Origin of the sequence: Methanoregula sp. (assembly GCF_023227875.1) — an archaeon.
Taxonomy (GTDB): domain Archaea; phylum Halobacteriota; class Methanomicrobia; order Methanomicrobiales; family Methanospirillaceae; genus Methanoregula.
Genome location: NZ_JALOCH010000015.1, coordinates 1 through 22,607, shown reverse-complemented (window position 1 = coordinate 22,607; position 22,607 = coordinate 1). Strand labels below are relative to the sequence as shown.

The 22,607-nt window shown below is 55.1% G+C and carries 26 protein-coding genes; 14 read left to right on the top strand and 12 right to left on the bottom strand.

Going from position 1 to position 22,607, the window contains the following annotated elements:
- Nucleotides 1-191: 191 nt before the first annotated feature.
- From M0R30_RS13025 to M0R30_RS13015, 3 genes are all read right to left on the bottom strand, one after another.
- Nucleotides 192-416, bottom strand: coding sequence for a tautomerase family protein (locus M0R30_RS13025; RefSeq protein ID WP_292547601.1), 225 nt, complete (start codon nucleotides 414-416; stop codon nucleotides 192-194).
- 17 nt (nucleotides 417-433) lie between these two features.
- On the bottom strand, nucleotides 434-1,591 hold the full coding sequence (locus M0R30_RS13020; protein WP_292547599.1) for an aldo/keto reductase: 1,158 nt from the start codon (nucleotides 1,589-1,591) through the stop codon (nucleotides 434-436).
- A 139-nt stretch (nucleotides 1,592-1,730) separates the two neighbouring features.
- Complete coding sequence (locus tag M0R30_RS13015; RefSeq protein WP_292547597.1) at nucleotides 1,731-2,066, bottom strand: helix-turn-helix domain-containing protein; 336 nt, start codon at nucleotides 2,064-2,066, stop codon at nucleotides 1,731-1,733.
- A gap of 214 nt (nucleotides 2,067-2,280) precedes the next feature.
- Between M0R30_RS13015 and M0R30_RS13010 the strand changes: the two genes are divergently transcribed.
- Entirely contained in the window at nucleotides 2,281-2,463 is a 183-nt protein-coding gene (locus tag M0R30_RS13010) for a hypothetical protein (RefSeq protein WP_292547595.1), read from the top strand.
- A 322-nt stretch (nucleotides 2,464-2,785) separates the two neighbouring features.
- Here the strand turns inward: M0R30_RS13010 and M0R30_RS13005 are convergent, their stop codons facing one another.
- Together M0R30_RS13005 and M0R30_RS13000 are read right to left on the bottom strand one after the other, a co-directional pair.
- The gene (locus M0R30_RS13005; RefSeq protein WP_292547593.1) at nucleotides 2,786-3,115 is read right to left on the bottom strand and encodes a hypothetical protein; all 330 of its coding nucleotides are present in this window, start codon (nucleotides 3,113-3,115) and stop codon (nucleotides 2,786-2,788) included.
- Between the two features lie 601 nt (nucleotides 3,116-3,716).
- The gene (locus tag M0R30_RS13000; RefSeq protein WP_292547591.1) at nucleotides 3,717-3,899 is read right to left on the bottom strand and encodes a hypothetical protein; all 183 of its coding nucleotides are present in this window, start codon (nucleotides 3,897-3,899) and stop codon (nucleotides 3,717-3,719) included.
- 32 nt (nucleotides 3,900-3,931) lie between these two features.
- Between M0R30_RS13000 and M0R30_RS12995 the strand changes: the two genes are divergently transcribed.
- Nucleotides 3,932-4,936: a transcription initiation factor IIB gene (locus tag M0R30_RS12995; protein ID WP_292547589.1), complete on the top strand. Its 1,005-nt coding sequence runs from the start codon at nucleotides 3,932-3,934 to the stop codon at nucleotides 4,934-4,936.
- Between the two features lie 70 nt (nucleotides 4,937-5,006).
- On the opposite strand, the gene M0R30_RS12990 is transcribed toward M0R30_RS12995, so the two are convergent.
- Complete coding sequence (locus M0R30_RS12990; protein ID WP_292547587.1) at nucleotides 5,007-5,198, bottom strand: ribosomal L7Ae/L30e/S12e/Gadd45 family protein; 192 nt, start codon at nucleotides 5,196-5,198, stop codon at nucleotides 5,007-5,009.
- Between M0R30_RS12990 and M0R30_RS12985 the strand changes: the two genes are divergently transcribed.
- Nucleotides 5,188-5,436 (top strand): hypothetical protein, encoded by a 249-nt coding sequence (locus M0R30_RS12985; RefSeq protein WP_292547585.1) that lies wholly within the window; start codon nucleotides 5,188-5,190, stop codon nucleotides 5,434-5,436. The two genes, M0R30_RS12990 and M0R30_RS12985, sit on opposite strands and share 11 nt — an antisense overlap.
- 135 nt (nucleotides 5,437-5,571) lie before the next feature.
- A complete protein-coding gene (locus M0R30_RS12980; protein WP_292547583.1) occupies nucleotides 5,572-5,841 on the top strand; it encodes a hypothetical protein in 270 nt (89 codons plus the stop codon).
- A gap of 14 nt (nucleotides 5,842-5,855) precedes the next feature.
- On the opposite strand, the gene clpB is transcribed toward M0R30_RS12980, so the two are convergent.
- Nucleotides 5,856-8,447, bottom strand: coding sequence for an ATP-dependent chaperone ClpB (gene clpB / locus M0R30_RS12975; protein WP_292547581.1), 2,592 nt, complete (start codon nucleotides 8,445-8,447; stop codon nucleotides 5,856-5,858).
- A gap of 469 nt (nucleotides 8,448-8,916) precedes the next feature.
- Between clpB and M0R30_RS12970 the strand changes: the two genes are divergently transcribed.
- Nucleotides 8,917-9,078: a hypothetical protein gene (locus M0R30_RS12970; protein ID WP_292547579.1), complete on the top strand. Its 162-nt coding sequence runs from the start codon at nucleotides 8,917-8,919 to the stop codon at nucleotides 9,076-9,078.
- Nucleotides 9,079-9,340: 262 nt separating this feature from the next.
- Nucleotides 9,341-10,270, top strand: a complete 930-nt coding sequence (locus M0R30_RS12965; RefSeq protein ID WP_292547577.1) for a methyltransferase domain-containing protein — start codon at nucleotides 9,341-9,343, stop codon at nucleotides 10,268-10,270.
- Between the two features lie 88 nt (nucleotides 10,271-10,358).
- Here M0R30_RS12965 and M0R30_RS12960 read toward each other — a convergent pair whose 3' ends face one another.
- A complete protein-coding gene (locus tag M0R30_RS12960) occupies nucleotides 10,359-11,363 on the bottom strand; it encodes a nuclease-related domain-containing protein (RefSeq protein WP_292547575.1) in 1,005 nt (334 codons plus the stop codon).
- 291 nt (nucleotides 11,364-11,654) lie between these two features.
- Between M0R30_RS12960 and M0R30_RS12955 the strand changes: the two genes are divergently transcribed.
- From M0R30_RS12955 to M0R30_RS12945, 3 genes are all read left to right on the top strand, one after another.
- On the top strand, nucleotides 11,655-12,161 hold the full coding sequence (locus tag M0R30_RS12955; RefSeq protein ID WP_292547573.1) for a PAS domain-containing protein: 507 nt from the start codon (nucleotides 11,655-11,657) through the stop codon (nucleotides 12,159-12,161).
- A 259-nt stretch (nucleotides 12,162-12,420) separates the two neighbouring features.
- A complete protein-coding gene (locus M0R30_RS12950) occupies nucleotides 12,421-13,374 on the top strand; it encodes a transporter substrate-binding domain-containing protein (protein ID WP_292547571.1) in 954 nt (317 codons plus the stop codon).
- 21 nt (nucleotides 13,375-13,395) lie between these two features.
- On the top strand, nucleotides 13,396-15,666 hold the full coding sequence (locus M0R30_RS12945; protein WP_292547569.1) for a PAS domain-containing protein: 2,271 nt from the start codon (nucleotides 13,396-13,398) through the stop codon (nucleotides 15,664-15,666).
- A 6-nt stretch (nucleotides 15,667-15,672) separates the two neighbouring features.
- Here the strand turns inward: M0R30_RS12945 and M0R30_RS12940 are convergent, their stop codons facing one another.
- Nucleotides 15,673-16,641 (bottom strand): ROK family protein, encoded by a 969-nt coding sequence (locus M0R30_RS12940; protein ID WP_292547567.1) that lies wholly within the window; start codon nucleotides 16,639-16,641, stop codon nucleotides 15,673-15,675.
- 234 nt (nucleotides 16,642-16,875) lie between these two features.
- Between M0R30_RS12940 and M0R30_RS12935 the strand changes: the two genes are divergently transcribed.
- The 3 genes from M0R30_RS12935 to M0R30_RS12925 all read left to right on the top strand — a co-directional run bounded on the left by M0R30_RS12935 (nucleotide 16,876) and on the right by M0R30_RS12925 (nucleotide 19,153).
- Nucleotides 16,876-17,322, top strand: coding sequence for a hypothetical protein (locus tag M0R30_RS12935; protein WP_292547565.1), 447 nt, complete (start codon nucleotides 16,876-16,878; stop codon nucleotides 17,320-17,322).
- A gap of 141 nt (nucleotides 17,323-17,463) precedes the next feature.
- Entirely contained in the window at nucleotides 17,464-18,492 is a 1,029-nt protein-coding gene (locus tag M0R30_RS12930) for an inorganic phosphate transporter (RefSeq protein ID WP_292547563.1), read from the top strand.
- Between the two features lie 7 nt (nucleotides 18,493-18,499).
- Nucleotides 18,500-19,153, top strand: a complete 654-nt coding sequence (locus tag M0R30_RS12925) for a DUF47 family protein (RefSeq protein WP_292547561.1) — start codon at nucleotides 18,500-18,502, stop codon at nucleotides 19,151-19,153.
- A gap of 11 nt (nucleotides 19,154-19,164) precedes the next feature.
- Here the strand turns inward: M0R30_RS12925 and M0R30_RS12920 are convergent, their stop codons facing one another.
- The gene (locus tag M0R30_RS12920) at nucleotides 19,165-19,674 is read right to left on the bottom strand and encodes a multiprotein bridging factor aMBF1 (RefSeq protein ID WP_292547559.1); all 510 of its coding nucleotides are present in this window, start codon (nucleotides 19,672-19,674) and stop codon (nucleotides 19,165-19,167) included.
- 262 nt (nucleotides 19,675-19,936) lie between these two features.
- Between M0R30_RS12920 and M0R30_RS12915 the strand changes: the two genes are divergently transcribed.
- Entirely contained in the window at nucleotides 19,937-21,112 is a 1,176-nt protein-coding gene (locus tag M0R30_RS12915; RefSeq protein WP_292547691.1) for a proteasome-activating nucleotidase, read from the top strand.
- A 214-nt stretch (nucleotides 21,113-21,326) separates the two neighbouring features.
- On the top strand, nucleotides 21,327-21,455 hold the full coding sequence (locus M0R30_RS12910; protein ID WP_292547558.1) for a hypothetical protein: 129 nt from the start codon (nucleotides 21,327-21,329) through the stop codon (nucleotides 21,453-21,455).
- A 184-nt stretch (nucleotides 21,456-21,639) separates the two neighbouring features.
- Here M0R30_RS12910 and M0R30_RS12905 read toward each other — a convergent pair whose 3' ends face one another.
- Together M0R30_RS12905 and M0R30_RS12900 are read right to left on the bottom strand one after the other, a co-directional pair.
- Complete coding sequence (locus M0R30_RS12905; RefSeq protein WP_292547555.1) at nucleotides 21,640-22,140, bottom strand: DUF5804 family protein; 501 nt, start codon at nucleotides 22,138-22,140, stop codon at nucleotides 21,640-21,642.
- Between the two features lie 45 nt (nucleotides 22,141-22,185).
- The coding region (locus M0R30_RS12900) for an AAA family ATPase (RefSeq protein ID WP_292547553.1) at nucleotides 22,186-22,607 on the bottom strand (422 nt) is incomplete at its 5' end.

Sequence of the window (22,607 nt, the reverse complement as noted above, 5' to 3'; positions counted from 1 at the left end):
CACGTTCACCCGCCATCTTCGTTACTCGTATATCCCCCCATCGCCACCACTATTCAGGGAATCTGGCTCGCATGCAACCGTCCCGGCTCCTGCGTGAGCAGCACCTGGTGGCTGCGGTGCGGCCCGATCCGGGGGAGCAGAGATGGAGCGCCGGCAAGCAGATAATGACAGGGAAACCTCTGCTCAGCGAGTTAGGAACTGGGCTCCTCCTTTGGCAGTGTCCCCGCATCCGGAACCATCTGCGAGAGCGGGACTCCGCCAACGCCAATAGCGTCACGCGGGTATTCCCGGACATACACAAAGAACGCGGATGGCGGAAGCTTTGTGATTTCCGATGCGGTTGTTGTCAGGTCCCGGATCAGTTTTGCTCGTACTTCGGTGCTTACCGGCCACAGGTCAATCGTGATTACAGGCATTTCCTTACCTCATTTTTTCATTTTTCGAAAAATCCGCTCACATCCTGCAGGTATTCCCGGATGGGAAGATGCTGTGGGCATTTCTCCTCGCACTCCCCGCACTGGACACAACAGGATGCATAACCCGGTATTCCCCCGGTAAACGTACCGTTGAGGGCCCAGAGGTACACACCCTCCGCTTTCTCCTTGGCATCGTAGGTGTACGCCTGGTTGTAATACATGAAGCACCCGGGGATATCGACGCCGTTTTCGCACGGCATGCAGTAGCGGCAACCGGTGCACGGGATCTTCACGCGGGAGGCAAACGTGTCCCGCATCGTTTCGATAACGGCAAGCTCATCGGGAGAGAGAGAACCGGGGAGGTCCTGCTCGGCGCAGGCGAGGTTTTCGGTGACCTGTGCCATCGCGGACATACCGGAGAGCGCGACCGTGACTTCCGGGTGGTTCCAGACCCAGCGGAGCCCCCATTCCGAAGGCGTGCGCCGGACCGGGGCATCGCGGAGATGCTGGTGGATTGCGGGCACGTCCCCAGAGAGGAGACCGCCCCGGAGCGGTTCCATGACAACGATGCCAAGACCCCGTTCCGCTGCGTACTTCAGCCCCTGCGTGCCGGCCTGGTTCTGTTCGTCCATGTAGTTGTACTGGATCTGGGCAAAGGTCCATTCGTAGGCATCGACGATCTCCTTAAAGACCGCAAACTGGTCGTGGAAGGAAAATGCAGGGTACCGGATCCGGCCGTCCGCTATGGCGCTGTCAAGGAATTCCAGCACGCCCAGACGGGAAAGGTTCTCCCACGTTTCGGCGCCGAGCCCGTGGAGGAGATAGAAATCAATATGGTCCGTGCCGAGCCGGGCGAGCTGTTCGTCCAGGTACCTGTCCATGTCCTCCCGGCTGGTGACGAGCCAGCTCGGGAGCTTGGTGGCCAGAAAAACCCGGTCGCGGTACCCGTCGCCAAGCGCCCTCCCGACAACCACCTCACCCTCCCCGTTGTGGTAGGGGTAGGCTGTATCGATGTAATTGACCCCGGCGTCAATGGCGGTGCGGATCATACGAATTGCCTGCGGCTCGTCAATCTTTCCTCCGGCCGGCTCGCCCTCAGCGGGTGGCAGGCGCATACACCCGAAACCGAGGATCGAGAGGTCGTGCGGGCACCGCGGAAACTTCCTGTACAGCATCCTTTCACCGTTCTCCCGCTTAAAAAAGATCCTGCGGGGATAAATAGGGATCAGGGACAAAAATGTCAGCAAGCAAAGGGCAAAAAAGCAGCGAGCCCTGTTGGCAGAACAATCGATCGCAAAGATGGGAACAGCCCGGTTAATGACACTCTTCGATCTGGTCTGCCAGCTCCGTATCAGCCCAGTCTTTCAGCGACATGAGAATCGGGATGACGGTACGCCCACGCTCGGTCAGGGAATATTCGACACGGGGAGGTATGCCGGGATACTCCGTGCGGGAGACCAGGCGATCTGCTTCAAGGGCTCTGAGCTGCCGGGTGAGCATCTTCGGGGAGATCGCCGGCAGTTTCTCCTGGATTGCCCCGAAACACAAGGGAGCGTCCTTGATCTTCCAGAGGATTGCGGGTTTCCATTTCCCGCAGATCACGTCGATTCCTGCATCGAGCGAACAGACGTACATCCGTTTTTTTGGCATATGCCGGTATTCCGTGCGCCGGAACATTAACGGTTGTGTTTTGTTTTTCTCTTTCGTGTTTTTATGACGGGCAACGATGTATCGGGAACGATATGGCAATACTTTGCCGGTTTCTTTTATATTTATAGAGACGATAGAATTCTGTGAGTTGAGAGACATGGAGACGGAAACTTCTGAACAGGGAACGAAAAACTGGTGCGGGTCCAAAACTCACATGATGAAGCATATGTGTTGCCACGGATCGGGAGGCGCTCTGTACGGGCTGGGTTTCCTCGGTGCCCTGTTCTATTATCTCACCACGGCCACGAGCCTGCTGGGTGGAATCCTGGGTGTCATCAAAGCGCTTCTCTGGCCGGCCTTCCTGGTATATGGCGTGCAGAAATATCTCGGGATGTAACACCGTGCACCGGCGGATACTCACTTGTTATTTGCCATGACCGGTCTAACGCTGGTGAGATGCGGGATTGCCTTTTGAAGGATCCTGTTGACGCTCCCCCATAGAACCAGGGAGGTCACCCTGCCGGAAAAAGGAGAAGATCAGATCTCCACAATCTCCCCGTATGTCCCGTTAACAAAACAGTTGTAGGCGACAGCATTCATCGTGAGCCGGGGGCGGGAGCGGACCGTCCCGTCAGTGCTCCACGATGAGATCAGGGCAGTGGTTTCCAGGTACCTGCGCCCCTCGGAGGAGCCGGGAAGGACCGGGTTTTCGCTGTCGCTTAATCCGCCGTAGTTGTCGATGAGCAGGAACCTTCGTTCCCGTTCTCCGGTACGGGCATTGAGGAAGTACCCCAGTTTATCATTGTAAGGTATACAATGCCGCTGTCGACTGTCGCAATGATGGTATCGTCCGGGAAATCCATGTGCCGGAGGGACAGGTTGTCACTCTTGTTCACGATATGGACCGTGCTTAGATACGGCGCCTTGGAGTAATCGATCATCGCGACCACGGCGGTCTGTTCACTGCCTGCAACCATCACGCCGGTCCCAATGCCCGGGAGATTGTAGACAAGCGCGGGATTTTCCTTATGCAGGCTGCCCACTGTCACATTTCTGCCGGCCTATGCACCATGCTAAGGCATATAACCTCATTCAGAGAAGAGTCCACATCAAGTCTGGCAAATTCAGCCAGGCAGGAGATTACCGATGGGCAATTATCATTTTTGCACGGATTGTGAACACATCAAAACCAAAATGGTCCCGGGACTCAATGGATCGGCAGTTAAAGAAATGTCATGCCCGGCCCGGTTCAACCCGCGGGAAGGGAAGTGGATTCCGGCGAATGGGGTGAATCCGCACGAATGCCCGCGGAATGAAAATTTCATGCGAATCCAGAAACAGGGCGATGAACGCAGACTCCGGTGAATGCGCAGTACCGATAGGTCCTGAAGGGTCAGCAGGGTAAATGTAATCCATATGTCTGATGAAATTTTTTATCGCAATTCAGCCGGATTGTGGCAGCGTTTGTTGCTGTCATCCCGTCTATATGCACAATGTTTAAATACCGAACTGCCATTCATGTAAAAACTATCAACCGATCCTTCACCACTTTATCCATGAGATTGTGTGAACGTTGTCGGACGGGCTGTTGAGCATCCAAATCAACCGGATGCTCATTATGGTGTCTGACAGAGACCGGCAGTACCTGCATTATAACGAGGTACCTGACCCGAAGTGATGATAGCCGGCAGGATCCCCGATCCCTGAAGGGAATGCCGGTGGCCCGTATGCCACCGTCAACTGCCGCGGGAACATGCACGGCCCGGCCCCATGAAAAACCCACCACCGGGCAACGGCCTCATTGTGGATATGCCGGTTCCATGCAATGACCATACGAGACAAAACAATCATTAAGAGAAACGTGAATGCAGGAAATTGAAAAATTAAAAGTCCTCCAGTCTGAGCGTGAATCGTTCAAATCACGGACGAAAGTGAGAGAACAGGAGAAGAAAGCGGAAAGCCAGACCGAGACTACCTGTCCGGAGTGTGGCAACCGTGTGCTGGTCCATGACCGTGAACGGGCAGAGCTGGTCTGCCAGAGTTGCGGGCTGGTGATTGATGACGAGTTCATCGACCGCGGTCCCGAGTGGCGTGCGTTTGATTCCGAGCAGCGGGCGAAACGGGCCCGTACCGGTGCACCGATGACCCTCACGATCCACGACAAGGGTCTCTCCACGATGATCGACTGGCGCAACAGGGATTCGTACGGCAGGGCGATCTCATCCAAGAACCGTGCCCAGCTCTACCGTCTCCGCAAGTGGCAGCGCCGGATCCGTGTCAGCAATGCGACCGAGCGGAACCTTGCATTCGCACTCTCGGAGCTGGACCGCATGGCCTCCGCACTGGGCCTGCCGCGGAACATCCGTGAGGCCGCAGCGGTGGTCTACCGTGATGCAGTCGACAAGAACCTGATCCGTGGCCGGAGCATCGAAGGCGTTGCAGCAGCAGCGCTCTATGCCTCCTGCCGACAGTGCAGCGTGCCCCGCACTCTTGATGAGATTGCGGAAGTTTCCCGTGTCTCGAGAAAAGAGATCGGCAGGACCTACCGATTCATCTCCCGTGCGCTTGGCTTACGGCTCCTGCCAACCTCCCCGATGGACTATGTGCCCCGGTTCTGCTCGGGCCTCACCCTCCATGGAGAGGTCCAGAGCCGGACTATTGAGATCCTCCGGCAGGCCACCGAGCGTGAACTGACGAGCGGCAGGGGGCCGACCGGTGTCGCGGCTGCGGCGATATACATCGCCTGCATCCTGGGCGGGGAGCGGCGCACCCAGCGCGAAGTAGCGGAAGTTGCGGGCGTGACCGAGGTCACTATCCGGAACCGGTACAAGGAACTGGCAGAAAAACTGGATATCGAGATCATTCTCTGAATCCCGGTTTTTTTATTCGGATCGTGATTACCGCGTGTAAACCGGTACTGAGATGGTTACCCCGGTCCTGTCATGCTCTCATGAGGGACCGGATATCCGATTCGCCGGGATTGACGATCGCAAGAGTGCTCACAAAAAACGGTTTTCCACACACGTTTCCGAGTACTGCGCTGGAACCTTTAAAGGTGTGAATGAACGGGTTCTTGTTTTTGGTAATTTTTGTTTTGATATCTGCCGGGCAATTACCCGCAATGACGATCATCCGGGACCTGCTTTTAGAAAAGAACCTGCATATCGTTCTTTCTGCCCTCGAGATTATTATCGCCATTGCAGCAGCGGGCGGGGAAGAAGCGCTTATCAGTGACGGAGTAATCGCGTGCCTTGATCCCATGCAGGATAACAGGAATCCCGCGATCCAGAATAAGGTACGGGAGGCCCTTTCTCTCCTCCAGCCCGAAGTAGATGAGGTGGTCACATCAAAACCCCATGATGATTATTAAATCCCTTTTTGTGCACGGTACCGGGAGCCTCGTTTTGAGCCGGTCACCCAGGATCTTTCAGTGACCGTCCCCATTGGTACGTTCCGTTGTTTTATTATTGCGGGAGTCAAGAAGCATTCATCAAAGGAAACATGGATGAGCGTTTTCCGGTTTGAAAAAGACTCTGCCCCGACAGAGGGCCAGCGCGAGCGGTATATGATCGGGGAGATCGATGAGAAACACTTCGGCCCCGGAGGGAAGATCGTGCTAATCGAATACCCTGAGGCCGTGTACCTCAGGGACGAACTGGAACATACCGGGGTCCTCTACACCGGGTCCAAGGATAAACACAAGGCCCTGGAAGAGGTAACACGGCTGATGGTCCGGCACGACCACGAACGTCATACCTCAACAGAGACGGCATAAAAAAACCTGGTGGTTCAGGCATTTCCAAACACCAGCTTCCCGTCCTTCTCGTCAACCACAATCTCGTTCTCTTTGTGTACGGTTCCATCGAGAATCATCTTTGACAATTCATTCAGCAGGTTTTTCTGGATCACCCGTTTGATCGGCCGTGCACCGAACTGCGGGTCAAAACCCTGGGTGGCGATGAACCGGACCGCTTTCTCTGTCGCCCTGATCCGGATGTCGCTCTTTTTGAGCATTTTCTGGACGACACCCAACTGGAGTTCGACAACCTTCTGGATCTCATCCCGGGTAAGCGGCCGGAACATGATGATCTCATCGATCCGGTTGAGGAATTCGGGACGGATGGTCTTCTTAAGCAGCGCGAACACTTCCTGTCGGGTGCGGTCGAATACCTCATCCCGGTTTTTATCGGTCACGTGCTCCAGGTTTTCCTGGATGAGATGCGATCCGATGTTCGAGGTCATGATGATGATGGTATTCTTGAAATCCACCGTGCGGCCCTTATTGTCGGTAAGCCGGCCATCGTCAAGGACCTGCAAGAGGATATTGAAGACATCCGGGTGGGCTTTCTCGATCTCATCCAGCAATACCACGGAATAGGGTTTTCTCCGGACCGCTTCGGTCAGCTGCCCGCTCTCTTCATAGCCCACGTAGCCCGGAGGTGCCCCGACCAGCCGCGAGACGGTATGCCGCTCCTGGTACTCCGACATATCGATCCGGACCATACTGTTCTCGTTGTTGAAGAGAATTTCAGCCAGGGCCTTTGCCAGTTCCGTTTTGCCCACGCCGGTCGTCCCAAGGAAGATGAACGACCCGATCGGGCGTTTTGGGTCCTGTAGCCCGGCCCGGCTCCGGCGGATAGCATCGGCAACTGCCCCGATGGCTTCATCCTGGCCTACCACACGCTTGTGGAGTTCGGCTTCAAGACCCAGTAGTTTCTGTTTCTCGCTCTGCAGCATCCGGGAGACGGGAATGCCGGTCCAGCGCGAGACCACTTCGGCAATCTCCTCGGCATCGACCTCTTCGTTCACCATCGCGGAGTCCTTCTGCAGCACGGTCAGTTTTCCCTTGAGCTCCTCAATGGTCTTTTCAGCGGTCGGGATACGCCCATAGCGGATCTCTGCCACCTTCCCGAGGTCGCCTTTACGTTCCGCACTCTCGGCCTCGAACTTCAGGGTCTCGATTTCCGCTTTACGCGCCTGGATCTGGTCAACAAGATCTTTCTCAGACTGCCACTTGGTCGTCAGGCGGTTTCGTTCCTCGGTCAGGTTCCCGATCTCTTCGTTCAGGCCTTTTAATTTTGCCTGGTCTTTCTCACGCTTGATGGCTTCCCGTTCAATCTCCAGCTGGCGGATCTTCCGTTCAATGATCTCCAGTTCTTCCGGTTTCGAGTTGATCTCGAGCCGGAGTTTTGATGCTGCTTCGTCGATTAAGTCAATGGCCTTGTCGGGAAGGAAACGGTCCGAGATATACCGCTGCGAAAGTTCAACCGCGGCAATGATCGCCTCGTCTTTGATCCGCACATGGTGATGAGTCTCGTACTTCTCCTTGATACCCCGGAGGATGGAGATGGCATCGAGCGTATCCGGTTCATTGACCGTCACCGGCTGGAAACGCCGTTCGAGCGCCTTGTCCTTCTCGAAATATTTCTGGTATTCCTTTAAGGTCGTAGCGCCGATGACATGCAGTTCCCCCCGTGAAAGCGCGGGCTTGAGGATATTCGCTGCGTCCATTGCGCCCTCGCTTGCGCCGGCCCCGACCAGCGTATGGATCTCGTCAATGAACAGGACGATCTCCCCTTCAGCGGATATCACTTCCTTAACCACGCTCTTTAACCGTTCCTCAAATTCTCCCTTGAACTTGGCCCCGGCGATCAGGGCACCCATATCGAGCGAGAAGATCTGCTTGGCCTTCAGGTTGTCCGGTACATCCCCGTCAATGATCCGGTGGGCGAGACCTTCGGCAATGGCCGTCTTTCCCACGCCCGGTTCCCCGATGAGGATCGGGTTGTTCTTGGTTCTCCGGGACAGGATCTGCAATACCCGGCGGATCTCTTCGTCTCGGCCAATCACCGGATCGAGTTTACCGGTACGGGCCAGGTCATTGAGATTCCGGGCAAACCGGTTCAGGGCGTTATAACTCTCTTCAGCGTCCTGGTTCTTGACGGTCGAGCCCTGCCGCAGCTGGCTGATGGCCGTCTTTAAGCCTTTCTCGTTAACCCCGTTCTCCTTCAGCAGTCGTGAGGTGTTGTCATTAACCGAAAGTATTCCGAGGAGCAGATGCTCGATTGAGACAAATTCATCCTTGAACTCCTGGGCAAGTGCGGCGGCTTTCTGCAGGGCCTTGGTGGCATCATTGGAAAGATACTGATCTCCCCCGCTGACCTTAGGGTATGTTTCGATGATCCCGTCAAGTGCCGGTGTGAAACGATCGAGGTTCACATTCATCTTTTTAAGGAGATATGGGATGACATTCTCGTCAACCATAAGCATCCCCTTGAGTACATGGGCCGTCTCGATTGCCTGGTTCTCGTGTGCCGCTGCAATCTCCGTTGCTTTCCCTACGGCCTCCTGCGATTTGATGGTGAATTTATCGAAATTCATATTATCGGTCGTCCGTTTTTTTGTTCGAAATTCCCTATTCGATATGCGTAATAGAGTTCCTTCCTGTCAAATAGCTTGGGAATACGGCAGGCCATCAGGCCTGGCGTTGGAGAAGAAACCCACCGGTTTCTTCGACTTGCGGCCGGCCCTCAGACCCGAATCAGGAGACAGATGAGAGTCATCAGACTCGCGATATGAGGAGAAATCCTCCGGTTTCTTCGACTTGCGGCCGGCCCTCAGACCCGAATCAGGAGACAGATGAGAGTCATCAGACTCGCGACATGAGAAGAAACCCACCGGTTTCTTCGACTTGCGGCCGGCCCTCAGACCCGAATCAGGAGAATGCTTCATCCATTACGGATGAGGTAGAATGATTAGAAAAATCCCTCTTGTCGAAAGTCATCAGACTCGCGATATGAGAAGAGCCTCCGGTTTCTTCAATTTATTATTCATGGTTACCGGGAGGAATATGCAGATCGCTCTGCGGGACAAGACACTTGATCTGCACGAAGGAGAGCTGTTCGACATTCCCCGTTGCGTGAACTACAAGCCGGTCTGTCCGGAAGAATGTACGGTTCGCCTGTGGGAACCAAAGGGGACCTGCAACACCGGGAATGCCGCGGGGTATTGACCGATACTGTGGTGGAGTGGATTTGGTTTTTTAGATTCGCTTGGATGTTGATGATGTCCTAGGCCCATGAGAGCTGCTCTTTGAATTCTACCTCTCCGGTTATTGGATGGAGGACGCCGATACGGACCGGTGTGTTTGCGTGGATGACCGTGTACCCGGAACCTTTCGGTCTCCTGCATCCATCTCCTCACGCCTTCCCGCCATGAACCCAATCTCCCTTTATACAAACGATCCACACTATTCTAACAGGAGCAGTGCAACTATGAGTCCCCCAGATCCATCACCGTCATTTTCCTGGAACGCCGCTGATTATCACAAGAGTTCCCCGGCCCAGCAGCAGTGGGCAAAGGAACTTATTGCTAAGCTCGGCCTCGTCGGGAATGAGCGGGTACTGGATATCGGGTGCGGGGATGGGAAGATAACCGCAGAGATCGCCTGCAACCTGCCGGGAGGGGCGGTGACGGGAGTGGACAGCTCGCCGGATATGATCCGGTTCGCGTGCGATCATTATCCGCACAAAGAATACCGGAACCTCTCGTTCATGCAGGCGGATGCCCGTGCCCTGCCGTTCTCCGGCGAGTTCGATATAATATTTTCAAACGCGGCGTTGCACTGGATTCCCGATCATACACCGGTGCTTGCCGGCATTGCAAAGAGCCTGCGGCCGAAGGGAAGACTGCTTGTCCAGATGGGCGGGAAAGGGAATGCAGAAAAGATACTCGGGGTTCTCGATCTCCTTCTTGAACAACCGGAGTGGCGCCAGTACTTCAGCGGGTTCTCGTTCAACTTTGGCTTTTTCAGCGATACGGAGTACCGCAGGAAGCTGGTTGAATCGGGATTCGAACCGTCACGTGTCGAGCTGATCGGTAAGGATATGACCTATGTCTCCCGGCAGGATTTTGCCGGCTGGATCCGCACCACGTGGCTTCCCTGGATGGCACAGGTACCGGAGAACCGGCGATCAGAATTTATCGGAGCGATCATGGACGAATACCTGAAAGATTACCCGGCAGATGCCGATGGGACGATCCATATCAGCATGGTCCGGCTTGAAGCCGAAGCAAAAAAAACCAGCGTGATGCCGGTCCGCCGGTCGTTTCCTGCCGGAAATTTTTTTGCCGCACTGACCGCTGCTCCTATCGGTGTTGCGATCGCAAAGAATGTTTCTCACGTCCCGGGCGCGAGTGCATAAGAGAAGCAATAAAAAATCTTTTTTAGAGAATGGGTACGAATTGGTCCACCATCTTATGGGGATAGGAACAGCTGCATACGGCCGGGAATTACTGTGCACCCTTAAACGGCATCCGGTGAGTCAGTGTGCGGATGGCAAATTTCGTAAATTTGCCTTCCCGTTCCGTGATGTATTTACCTAACCCGTCGGGATTGATCACGTCAATGTATTTGTCGATCCTCAGGTCGGGATGTGAGCCCTCAAGAGAGATGATCACGCACCGGATTTTCGGGTTCATCTCGTAAATCTTGTATTCGTCTTTTAAGTAACACCAGAGTGCATAGTTGACAAACCGCACCTGGCGCTTCAGGTCGCCGGTCTTGATCTCGATATCCGACCCCTTCCAGTTCTTGATCCCCACGAGGAACAATCCCGTGGGACCGATGACGATGAGATCGATCGCGCAGTACCCTTTCTGTTCCTTTCGCTTGAACCAGTAAATGGGATCGAAAAAATGTAAGTTGATGCCGTTTATGATATGGTATTCATCCGGTAATAGGGAGAGATCACGGATGACCTGTTCTTCTTCCAGTGCATCAACGAGTAATGAATGGTTCCGGGTGAGAAACTGCTCTGACTCGGTGATGCACTTACACGCAGACCTGATGCCATTGATTTTATCGGCAACCGCTCGCTCTTTTTGTTTGCGGAGTCTCCATAAACTCCAATTCAGGCCGGTCAGTGGCAGGTTGATCCGGAGGGAACTTACCAGGTTTGCTCCCCAGAATGTGATGAGATACCAGAGGATGACGAAAAAAGATTCGCTTGCATCGATCCGGTCACTGATCGCAAGAATATGGGTATACACGTCCCTGGTGCGGGTATTGATATTATCCTTCAGCTGCTGGTCGAGTGCTTCCTCACGTTTTTCTATTGCCTGGATGATCTCGTCCTGTCGTTTCGTCTCCACCATCTCGGCCTCAGCAAGGATCTCCTGGTAATTGTCCAGGAACCGGATGATATCTTCGAGTGTTGCCAGTCGTTTGCCCTGCACCGGTCGGGTCCCGTTCAGAAGGTGGCGGGTGATACCGGAGATCCCGTGAATTTTTGCCATGGTGTTTCCTGTAGTTTGATGGTATGTTCGTAACGAAGGGAGGAGCCAGTGTAGCCTGAATATGTCTCGATATTCCTTTCCGTTAATGCAACAATAAATTATAGGGATACTAAAGATTTCCTCGTAATTATTACTGTGGAGATCCGAATAGTGAAATATTTATCGCCGTCCGCAGGGAATGGCACTGCCGGCCTGCACGGCTCCGACCCGCTGGGTATATAACTTATATACCGCTATTTTTCATTACCTGATGCGGACCCCCGTCGTTTCCGTATCACGGAGCGAGGGATTATGACACCAAAGGGAAAGAAGACCGTGAAACGATCCGCAGCAAAACCTGCGGCTGCAAAGAAAGCGGCTCCACAACGTACAAAGAAAACCCCGGCAAAGGCCGGGGCCGTGACCATCGAACAGCAGATCGCTGATGTCATCAGGCTGATCCCTGATGCGACCATGGTGATCGACCCGAAGGGAAACGTGATGGCCTGGAACCGTGCCATGGAGAAACTCACGGGCGTAAAGGCAAAGGACATCATCGGAAAAGGAAACTTTGAGTACTCGTTGCCGTTCTACGGGGAACGTCGCCCGGTACTTGCCGATATTGCACTCAAGGATGTAAGAAACCTTAAGAAAAAATACACGTCCATCACCCCGTGGGGCAATACCCTCGTGGCAGAGGCGCGTGTGCCAAGCCTTCCCGGGGGCCCGGCAACGGTATACGGTTCGGCCACGATCCTGAAATCGTCCCAGGGTAAATTGATCGGCGTGCTGGAACTGGTCTGCGAGGTCAGGAAATAACCGGGCCCCTGCACGAAAAGAGTGCATGTATCATGTTTTTTTGGCAGGCACTTCTCATTTTTCCGGGTATGAGACACGGTTAATTCCCTTTGCATGAACGTATCCCGGTAACCGGGGGTTTTGGTTTTGAACATCAGGATAGTCAGAATCAAAATAGAAATAATAAAATAATGAGTTGTCATATGTGCATTTGATGTATCCCGGTTGAAATACCGCAGTGAACCAGAGGCCGGGCAATAAAAAATATCATGGAATTATTATGTCGTCCCGGCGCATCGCTCTTGCAGGAATCATCATTGTCCTGCTCCTGGGGACTATTATAGTGGGTACCTATAGCCCGCCCCGTCAGCCCCGTCTGGCACCGTTAATGCCGGATGACCAGCTGGCAGAAATAATGACCCGCGGCAGGCTTGTTATCGCTACCGACGCTGCATATCCTCCCAATTCCGCATTGATACCCAATGCCAGCCGCACTGCGGGCACGATATGCGCCCGGAACGAGTATACTGCAGGAGAATTCACCGGTTACAATATCGCAGTCGCGGTGGAGATCGCAAAGGGGCTCGGTGTCGAACCCTGTTTTGTTACTCCGACAAGGACCGAGATCATCAGCGGCATCTGGTCCGACCGGTGGGACATCCATATCGGGTCGCTGGCCATCACGCCCGAACGCATGGAAGTGATGTACTTCACGCAGCCGTATTATGCCGGTCCGGTGAGCCTGTTCGTGAACAAGGATAACACGGCCTATGCGGACGCAGGCGATCTCTCCGGAAAGAAGATCGGCGTATGCGCCGGCTGCATCCCGGAACATTACCTGGAAGGAACGCTCGACCTGCCCGGCCAAAAGATTGATTTCGCGATCAAGAATGCCACGATTGTTGCGTACGAGAATGAAGCAGTTGCCTTAAAAGACCTTGCTTTCGGGGATGGTGTGAAACTGGATGCGGTTCTCACCAACCAGCCCCTTGGAGATGACGCGATGAAAAATGGCATGCCCATCCGGCAGCTGGGCGAGCCCGTTTTTTATGATTATGACGCCGCCGCAGTAGACAAAAACAGCGGCAGGGACCCGGCTTCTTTTATTGAACGTGTGAATGAGGTTATCCAGGAGATGGATCAGGACGGCACACTGCTTCGTCTCTCCCATCACTACTATGGGCGCGACCTTGTTTCAAAAACAGCCCGGTTCAATGCCAGTGCCCTCGGATAGATCGCTGGTTAGGGGGAGACCATGAAGAGCACCTGGTTCTGGCGCCGGAATCTGACCGCCCGGCTGATATGCTCGTTTCTCGTCTTCTCCCTCTTAATCGTAAGTCTTGTGGGGATTATCGCCTACTTCCAAGCCACCCAGGCCCTTACCCGGTCGGTAGATGACCGGCTCGATGCTGTGGCCACCTTAAAAGAAGGCGTGCTGAACAACTGGGTTGATGACCAGACGCAGAACGTGGTCATGATAGCAGGGATCCCGGGAATCCGAAAGCAGTCCACCCTCCTGATCTCATCGCCCGGCACTTCACCGGAACGAGAACTGGCGTATACCGAGATCTCCGGTTTTTTGCCCCAGGTGATTTCCCGGACAATCTATACGGAAGAGATCAGCATTATTGACCTGAATGGCACGATCGTTGTCTCAAGTGATGCGACTCATGAAGGGCAGTCGGTGGCCCGTGATCCGTATTTCCAGGAGGGCCGCTCCAAAACGCTTTCAACGACCGTATATCCTTCAACTCCTGACGAAAGACCGGCCATCATTATTGCAACACCGTTGTTCACTATGCAGGGAAAACGCATCGGCGTACTCGCATCCCGCCTTTCCTTCACTCATATTGATCGTATTATCCTCGAACGCACGGGCCTCGGAACGAGCGGGGAGACCTATCTGGTCGACCGGTCCAGAAAAATTGTATCAGAAACCCCTCTCATGAACAACGGGACCCCGTCGCGTTTTGTCCAGTCTGAAGGGATCGATTCCGCACTCCAGGGTAACGATGGCTCCGGCTTTTACCGGAATTATGCAGGGGTACCGGTGGTCGGGGTGTACCGCTGGGTGGAAAACCAGGACCTGGCCCTGATTGCGGAGATGAGCCAGGAAGAGGCACTTGCCCCTGCACGGGACCTCGCCCTGACAATTTTTTATATCGGGATACTTCTGTCTGTCATCATGGGAGCCGGGATGTACCTGCTGGCCCTCCAGATCACCCGGCCCATCCTGGAAATTGCAGACACTGCTGCCCGGGTCACGGCAGGAGACTTGAGCCGGGAAGCACCCGTCCTGACTGAAGATGAAGTAGGCCACCTTGCCCGTGCCTTCAACCAGATGACGAAACAACTGCGGCAGACCCTGGAGGGTCTTGAGGGAAACCTCCGTGAACTCAAAACAAAAGATGACGCCCTGCAGAAATCTGAACACAAATACCGGACCCTTCTTGAGAATATCCCGCAGAATATCTTCCGGAAGGACCTCGATTCCGTGTTCGTTTCCTGCAATAAGCACTTTGCTGCGACCCTGAACCTGCAGCCCGAGGAGATGATTGGAAAGACTGATTTGGATCTCTATCCCCGCGAGCTTGCAGAAAAATACCGGCTTGATGATAAACGGGTGATGGTAACGGGGCAGGCCGAAGTGTATGTCGAGCAGTACCTGCAGAACGGGAAGGTGCGCTGGATCAATACCATCAAGACACCGGTAAAAGAGATTGACGGGACAATCACAGGTGTCCAGGGAATATTCTGGGATATTACCGAACGGAAAGCCGCAGAAGAGGAACTTTTCCGGCTCAATAATGAACTGGAGAAACGGGTTGAAGAACGGACTGCCGAACTCCGGCAGGCACAGGAGGCATACCGGCAGGCAAATACAAAACTCAACCTGCTCAGTTCCATCACCCGGCATGATATCCTGAACCAGCTCACGGCACTCCTGGGCTATCTTGAACTCTCCGAATACTCGCTTGACGATCCTGATAAACTGCGGGAGTATATCACACGGGAACGGAAGAGCGCGGAAACGATCGAACACCAGATCCTCTTCACGCGGGAATACCAGAACATCGGCGTGAAAGCCCCGGTATGGCAAAGTGTCAGCATGAGTATCATCCGTGCAAAAGGGGCGCTGACCCTGGGGAACGTCGATGTTCTCATCGACCGGTCGGACCTGGAAGTGTATGCCGATCCACTCTTCGATAAAGTCTTTTATAACCTGATACAGAATGCACTCGTGTATGGCGGCGAAAAACTGACAACCATCTGCATCTCCAGCCGCGAGACAGACCGCGGGCTTGTGATCGTCTGCGAGGATGACGGGGCGGGGATTTTAGAACCCGAGAAAAAACGGCTGTTTGAGCGGGGATTCGGGAGACATACCGGCCTTGGGTTATATCTCTCCCGCGAGATCCTGCTGATCACCGGCATTACGATTACCGAAACCAGCCAGCCCGGTTCAGGTGCACGGTTCGAGATCCTTGTGCCAAAAGGAGCGTACCGGTTAAAAGATACCCGGTAATTCCGGTTACTCCACCGATCCAAACCGGGTATCGTACCCCCGGGCAATCACCGATGCGCCAAGGAGCGGTGCAAGACCGGAGAGACTGCTTACGGTGATCCGCGGCACCGGCAGGTAATGATCGACGTATCGTCCAATTGGGGTAATGATCAGGTCCGGGTTGTTCAGTACGACGGACCCGTCAAGGACAATGGTATCCGGGTCGTAGGCAACGACAAGGCCCGAGATCCCCCGGGCATTGATCTTTCCGAGTTCATCAACAAAACCGGGATTGCGGCCCTGTCGTACGGCGCTGAAAATATCCCCGGCCGTGCTGACCTGCGAATCGTCGGATTCACTCACGTTTCTCTTCCGCCACTCGTGGTAGAACCGGGGCAGGAACCGGCCGGATGCATATCCTTCCCAGTGTCCCTTTCCCCCGCACCCGCAGGTCAGGTCATATTCGTTATCCACGAACAGGTGTCCGATCTCCCCGGCGTTCCCGTCGCGGCCAGAAATGATCGTCCCGTTTGAGATGATCCCGGCCCCGATGCCGGTCGACATGGTCACGTACACAAAATTCCGTGATCTCGTTCCTTCGCCGAAATATGCCTCGCCAAGAAGCCCGGCACAGCAGTCATTGACCAGTCGGGCTGGCAGGCCGAACTCATCGCCGATTGGGCCGGAGAGGGGAATGGTCTCAAGGGGGATGTTTGGGGGGTGCACGATCGCTCTGCGTGCCTTGTCAACCGGTCCCGCTGCCCCGATACCGATCCCCGCGAGCGTCCCGGTCTCGTGGTCCGGCACCAGCGAGTGAATGGTCTGGATGATTAGATCGGTGATGATCGTGGCATCGCGCAGATCTTTTGGGAGTTCCACGGAACTCATCTGTTCGATGTGGCCGGCTGTGGTTACGAGTCCCACCCGGAGGTTGGTTGCCCCGAGGTCGACTGCAATGGCACGACCAGTATCTCCGGTCCGGTTATCGGGTGTCACGCGAAATCTCTCATTTCAGATATCCCTGCATGGGTAATCAGTGTACTCATTGGTCCGGGAAAGATTCTCCGGAATAATTATTTAAAAACCGTCCCGTGCGCCATTGTCGGGCCGCCAGGTGATACCTCACTTTAATAAGTCCGGGAAATCAGTATTGTTTAATACGTATAGTCTGATGCAGGGATCACTGTTCCTGCGAACAGATCCGATCAGCAGGAGAAACTGATTACACTCATGGAATTTTCAGAAACCGGAATTTCGGAAGAGCGGATCGCTGCACTGGAAAAGAAGGTGCAGGATATGGACGCGCTGGCCAACGGGCTGCTCAATGAGCTGCTCGACTTAAAGAAGATCATGTCGACCATGTACCGCCCGGAGCCAAAAAGCCGCGGGAAGACGGTCGTGCAGGTATCCGCCGGGCGGGAAACAGCATCAACGGAACCGAAGGTCATACCTGATGCAACCTCAGACGACGCCGGTTCAGGGCCCAGTATGGTGATCCGGCCCAAGAGCAAAAGCCAGCCGGAAGCTCCGGCAGAGCCAGAGATGGTCAGGATCATGCAGTCCGATGGCACAATGAAGATGGAACCCCGGTACGGGGATGAGAGGACGACCGATCCCTCAAAGCGATCCGGGCAAATGAGGAAGAGCACCGCCCTCCGGGGCAAAAAATCTTCGTGATTTACTCATATGGTGAACACTGGTCCGGCCTTCCGGGAATGATGGTGCACGAGTGCCCGACGGCACTACTTTTTTCAGATCACCCGCTTAATATAGCGATTGTGACGCTGCCGGTCTTTCGGCAGTGAGCACGTACGACCCATGATAGAGATCGCAATCTCCACGATCCTGCTGGCGCTTGCCTTCACGTTTACCAATGGGTTCCAGGACGCCAGTTCGATTGCCGCCACCTTCATCTCCTCGCGGTCGGCAAGTCCTAAGGCGGGCATCCTCATAGTGGCCGTAATGTCCTTCTTCGGTGCTATCCTCGGCGGGAGCGCGGTCGTGTTCACGCTGACCGGCCTTGTCAGCCTCCCATCGTCTGGCCAGGAGATCATTGTCCTGTTTGCTGCGCTGGTCGCAGCGACCGCGTGGAATATCGTCACGTGGAAATACAGCATGCCCTCGTCGTCTACCCACTCGTTGATCGGCGGGCTGGTCGGGGCGGGGATCGTGGCAGCCGGGACCGGCAGCGTCTTCTGGGGAGTCAGCGAATTGCTGGGCCCCGCCCACGAGCTCGCCGGGTTCACCAAGATTATCTTCTTCTTCGTCATCTCGGTCATGATCGGTTTTGCCGGCAGCTTCCTGATGCACAGGATCAGCGCTCTCGTCCTGCGCAATACCAGAAGGACCGCAAACCGAACGATCATGGGGCTGAACTGGTGCGTTGCAGCCGTCATGGCGTTTGCCAACGGGGCGAATGATTCCCAGAAGCAGATGGGCATGATCGTAATGGTCCTTGTTGCCTCGGGGCTCGCCATGACCGCAGAGGTCCCGCTCTGGGCCCGGGGTGCCTGTGCCGTCCTGCTTGCCCTTGGGACGATCAGTGGTGGGTGGCGGATCATGAATACGTTGGGGCGGCGGATCTTCCGGATCGAACCGGTCCACTCATTCGACTCCCAGTTTTTCTCTGCGTCGTCCATTGCCTTGTCTACCATTGCCGGGGCGCCGGTCTCGTCCACGCAGGTCATCACCATGTCGGTACTGGGCGTGGGTGCGGCTGAGAACCCGAAGAAAGTGAAGTGGGAGGTCGGCAGGCATATTGTGACCTCGATGGTCATCACGATCCCGGTTACTATGCTGATCTCCGGCATACTCTATCTCATTATATGGACCGTAACCGGAGGATGAACATGGAATGAACAAAAAAAAATGGACACCGGAATCCGGGGAAAAACGGGGGCTGTTTGCCTCGATATTTCCCCGCGAATACGATTTTGAATGCATGCTGGCCGTGCAGTCCGACCGGACAACCGCCGGTGTGCAGGCGTTTGTTGACTGGCTGAATATCACCCCGCTGACGAGCCCGGACGGGCTTGAGCGGATCGAGAACGAGGTGGACACGATGCGGCATGACATGGAATACAAGCTGATCCAGTCGTTCTCAACGCCGTTTGACCGGCAGGACATCTACAGCATCTCCCGTCAGATGGACTATATCATCAATTTCTCAAAAGAGACCGCAAAAGAGATGCAGGCCTTTTCCGTAGCACCGGATCGGTATATCCATGACATGGCCCGGCAGCTCCTGGCGGGCACGGAGTGCATCGGGCGCGGGATCAAGTCCCTTGGCTCGGATAAGGACCGGGTCGAGGACGAGATCCGGCATGCCCGGTACGCGTACAACACGCTGGAGGAGATCTATATCGCGGGGATGGCCGAGATTCTAAAGACGGATGATGCAATGAACGCCATCCGTACCCGGGAGATTTACCACCACCTGAGGGATGCCGGGCGGGCCATGCGGGACACACTGGATATCCTGCACAATGCGGTTATTGACCTTGCGTAAAAAAGAGTGAATTATTTCTTTGCTTTACGGATAATGGTCAGGTCGCCGAGAGTTGGGGCAAGGGACCCGGGGACTTTCTTCTCCACTTCCGTTTCCGGGGCATCGATCAGCCGGATGCCAAGGACCTTCTCCAGTTTCTTCCGGACGTTCTCCTCGGGGATCAGGTCGTGGTTCTCGATCTTCTGGATGAGGTGCTCCTTCTCCTTCATCTGCATGGCAAGGTCCTTCTGGGAGAGCCCCTTCTCCATCCGTGCATGGCGGATCCGCTCATGGTAATCGTCGACAACATCGCCTTCGATGAAATCAAACATGTCTCTCTTCCGGTACTGGGACGGTGCTGCTGACGGGGCCCTGGGGCTGCCCTGACGTGGAACTGACGGGCGCACGAGATCGGTGCGCCGGACCTGCTGGACCGCGGTGCCGAACCTCTCGCACTTGCTGCAGACCTGCATCTCGGCTCCTTCCACCCGTACGAGCTTGGGTGCACCGCGAATTGTTTCTCCGCACATTTCACACTGCATAATCTCACAAGAAGGTCGACTCAAGACTATAAATGTTCACTGAATGCGGCGGGGCATGTATTCTGACCTTGCCTTCTTAACAAACACTTTATATGCAGTTTCCCTATATAGCTATTTGAGGCACGAGATGGCCGACACCCTTCATCAGTCACCGGAACCTCAGACTCCGGAAGAGCTATACCGGTTATACCGCACACTATCGGAACAACTCCGCGAACAGCTCGCACAGATCGAGAACGACAAGCACGATCTCGAAGTCCAGATGATGGAGCGTGTCGGTAACCTTGAATCCCGCAACCTCGAGCTACGGGAGCAACTCCGGCAGGTTGAGGCGGACAAGCGGTACATCGAGACCCAGAAGATCCGGTACGAGCGGGAAGTGAGGAAGCTCAAGAGCGAGAGCGAACAGCTCCGGAGCCCGCCCCTGATCATCGGCACGGTCACGGATGTGGTCGACACGTCCCGCGTGATCGTCCGGAGCAGCGCGGGTCCCCGGTTCCTGGTCCGGAGTTCGCCGTCCATCAATGCAGACGACCTGAAACCCGGTGCACGGTGCACCCTGAACCAGCAGTCGCTTGCGATAGTCGAACTTCTGCCGAGCTCGTTCGATGCGCAGGTCTACGGCATGGAACTGGTGGACTCACCACAGGAGAACTATGCGGATATCGGTGGTCTTGAGCAGCAGATCAACGAGATCAAGGAAGCAGTCGAGCTGCCGCTGAAGCGCCCCGACCTCTTCCTGAAGATCGGTATCGACCCGCCCAAAGGTGTCCTACTTCACGGTCCGCCGGGCACGGGCAAGACCCTGCTCGCAAAAGCGGTAGCCCATGAGACCAACGCCCATTTCATGCGGGTCGTGGGATCGGAGCTGGTCCAAAAGTATATCGGGGAAGGGGCCCGGCTCGTCCGCGAGCTTTTCGACCTGGCGAAGACTAAGGCCCCGACCATTATCTTCATCGATGAGATCGATGCAGTCGGCGCCAGCAGGACCGAGGCAAACACCTCCGGCGACCGGGAAGTCCAGCGCACGCTCATGCAGCTGCTGGCCGGCATGGACGGCTTCGAGAACCGGGGCGACGTGAAGATCATCGGCGCCACGAACCGGATCGATATCCTCGACAAGGCGCTCCTGCGGCCCGGCCGGTTCGACCGGATCATCGAGATCCCGCTGCCGGACGAGATTGGCCGGCTCTCCATCCTGAAAGTCCACTGCCGTTCGCTTACGGTTGACGATGATGTTGACCTTGCGGAGGTGGCAAAGCTGACCGACGGCAAGAACGGTGCGGACCTCCGGGCGATCTGTATGGAAGCCGGTATGTTCGCGATCCGGAAGGAACGTCCCGCCATCACCCAGGAAGACTTCGTTGCGGCCATCACCAAGGTCGGCCTCGATTTCAACCGCGGTCCGCTTGATGCCGAAGGCGCAATGTTCGCTTAAATTTTCTTTTTCATCGTTTCATTTTTTATGTAACCTATCGGTTCAATCCATGTCCAATTGTGTAGTGCAAACCACCTCCGGCCATTTGGCCAATATATATCGTGATCGCACAGACTGTCTGGTATGGCAGGACCGGTGACCGGGCACCGGGAAAAATTCCGGTGAACCCCGCGTCCAGATTGCGGTCCTGTAATTGTCCAAAGGAGTAAAAAGAATGACTGTAACGAAAAAAATGAATGACTATACCGTCTTCCTCCGGGCCATTGAAGGAGTGCCGGTCCTCATCTTTCTGATCATCTGTGTGGCCGCAAGCGTGTTCCTGAAAAGAACATCCGTGTTCTGATCGGGAAGTTTTTATTTTCCTTTTTTATTTTTTATCCAAGGAGTATCGCTGGAATGGGACGCCGGGAAATGGTATGGATTTTCCAACAAGGAAACAGCAGATATCTTTCAACACCCGTGAGTCTTGAATGATTATCGCCGGTTCACCTTCTACAACAAGGACATCAGGATAATCGGATTGATTGTTATTGTATCACAGGTGGCAGGTTTCCGTTATCGTCATCCGGCCCGCCCACCAGTTCGCCTTCTTCCACCTCGTCTTCCACGCACCAGATCTCGAGGGTCGTCTCGGCCCCGATGTATTCCTGGTGGTATTCCTCGGTTGTTGAGCCGGGTGTCATCGGGACCGAACTGATCAGTTTCCCGTCACGGAAACTGTAGAGCTTGCGGAATTTCCAACCCGGGCCGAGCACGACAGTCCTCTCATAATAGACGTCCTGTGCCAGCTGGTGGGTGAAGTAGATCCCCTTCTCGTATTCAAACAGCGGCTCGCGCACGTACCTCCGGATATACCAGCGGAGTTCCGCAACCAGCGATAGTGCGCTACTGAGCGTTGCGCAGGAAATGTAGACCCCGCAGGGAAACTTCTTCGGGTGGTAAAACCGCAGCACGTGTCGGCTGGTCTCTGAAGAAAAAAGGGTATGGTGGAGATCGATTCCTTCACGCTGGATCAGGAGGACATTCATTCCTGTCTCCGGGTTATGTCAGCAGAGTGCCGCATTGAGCGGGACTCAGGTATACATGCGGGTGTCAGCTACGGCCTCGTTCTTCACCTTGTGGACCGCATCGGTGAAGTCAACCATCCCGACCTGTTCCGCATCGCGGCGCACGGCCATCATGCCCGCTTCGCGGCAGACCGCTTCGAGTTCAGCACCGGTGGCCTTCTCGGTCATGCGGGTAATATCGTCAAAGTCCACGTTGCCGAGTTTCATCTTGCGCGAGTGGATCTTCAGGATCTGGAGCCGGGAGTCCTTGTCAGGCAGCGGGATCTCGATCAGCCGGTCGAAACGTCCCGGGCGCAGGAGTGCCGGGTCGAGCATGTCGGCACGGTTGGTGGCGGCCATGATCCGGACATCGCCCCGGTTGTCGAACCCGTCCATCTCGGCCAGGAGCTGCATGAGCGTGCGCTGGACTTCGGCACTGCCGCTCGTCC

Excerpts from the sequence above, each read along its gene's own strand:
- M0R30_RS13025 (WP_292547601.1), bottom strand. The coding sequence starts at position 416 with ATGCCTGTAATCACGATTGACCTGTGGCCGGTAAGCACCGAAGTACGA.
- M0R30_RS13020 (WP_292547599.1), bottom strand. The coding sequence starts at position 1,591 with ATGCTGTACAGGAAGTTTCCGCGGTGCCCGCACGACCTCTCGATCCTC.
- M0R30_RS13015 (WP_292547597.1), bottom strand. The coding sequence starts at position 2,066 with ATGCCAAAAAAACGGATGTACGTCTGTTCGCTCGATGCAGGAATCGAC.
- M0R30_RS13010 (WP_292547595.1), top strand. The coding sequence starts at position 2,281 with ATGATGAAGCATATGTGTTGCCACGGATCGGGAGGCGCTCTGTACGGG.
- M0R30_RS13000 (WP_292547591.1), bottom strand. The coding sequence starts at position 3,899 with ATGGTCATTGCATGGAACCGGCATATCCACAATGAGGCCGTTGCCCGG.
- M0R30_RS12995 (WP_292547589.1), top strand. The coding sequence starts at position 3,932 with ATGCAGGAAATTGAAAAATTAAAAGTCCTCCAGTCTGAGCGTGAATCG.
- M0R30_RS12985 (WP_292547585.1), top strand. The coding sequence starts at position 5,188 with ATGACGATCATCCGGGACCTGCTTTTAGAAAAGAACCTGCATATCGTT.
- M0R30_RS12990 (WP_292547587.1), bottom strand. The coding sequence starts at position 5,198 with ATGATCGTCATTGCGGGTAATTGCCCGGCAGATATCAAAACAAAAATT.
- M0R30_RS12980 (WP_292547583.1), top strand. The coding sequence starts at position 5,572 with ATGAGCGTTTTCCGGTTTGAAAAAGACTCTGCCCCGACAGAGGGCCAG.
- clpB (WP_292547581.1), bottom strand. The coding sequence starts at position 8,447 with ATGAATTTCGATAAATTCACCATCAAATCGCAGGAGGCCGTAGGGAAA.
- M0R30_RS12970 (WP_292547579.1), top strand. The coding sequence starts at position 8,917 with ATGCAGATCGCTCTGCGGGACAAGACACTTGATCTGCACGAAGGAGAG.
- M0R30_RS12965 (WP_292547577.1), top strand. The coding sequence starts at position 9,341 with ATGAGTCCCCCAGATCCATCACCGTCATTTTCCTGGAACGCCGCTGAT.
- M0R30_RS12960 (WP_292547575.1), bottom strand. The coding sequence starts at position 11,363 with ATGGCAAAAATTCACGGGATCTCCGGTATCACCCGCCACCTTCTGAAC.
- M0R30_RS12955 (WP_292547573.1), top strand. The coding sequence starts at position 11,655 with ATGACACCAAAGGGAAAGAAGACCGTGAAACGATCCGCAGCAAAACCT.
- M0R30_RS12950 (WP_292547571.1), top strand. The coding sequence starts at position 12,421 with ATGTCGTCCCGGCGCATCGCTCTTGCAGGAATCATCATTGTCCTGCTC.
- M0R30_RS12945 (WP_292547569.1), top strand. The coding sequence starts at position 13,396 with ATGAAGAGCACCTGGTTCTGGCGCCGGAATCTGACCGCCCGGCTGATA.
- M0R30_RS12935 (WP_292547565.1), top strand. The coding sequence starts at position 16,876 with ATGGAATTTTCAGAAACCGGAATTTCGGAAGAGCGGATCGCTGCACTG.
- M0R30_RS12930 (WP_292547563.1), top strand. The coding sequence starts at position 17,464 with ATGATAGAGATCGCAATCTCCACGATCCTGCTGGCGCTTGCCTTCACG.
- M0R30_RS12925 (WP_292547561.1), top strand. The coding sequence starts at position 18,500 with ATGAACAAAAAAAAATGGACACCGGAATCCGGGGAAAAACGGGGGCTG.
- M0R30_RS12920 (WP_292547559.1), bottom strand. The coding sequence starts at position 19,674 with ATGCAGTGTGAAATGTGCGGAGAAACAATTCGCGGTGCACCCAAGCTC.
- M0R30_RS12915 (WP_292547691.1), top strand. The coding sequence starts at position 19,937 with ATGATGGAGCGTGTCGGTAACCTTGAATCCCGCAACCTCGAGCTACGG.
- M0R30_RS12910 (WP_292547558.1), top strand. The coding sequence starts at position 21,327 with ATGACTGTAACGAAAAAAATGAATGACTATACCGTCTTCCTCCGGGCC.
- M0R30_RS12905 (WP_292547555.1), bottom strand. The coding sequence starts at position 22,140 with ATGAATGTCCTCCTGATCCAGCGTGAAGGAATCGATCTCCACCATACC.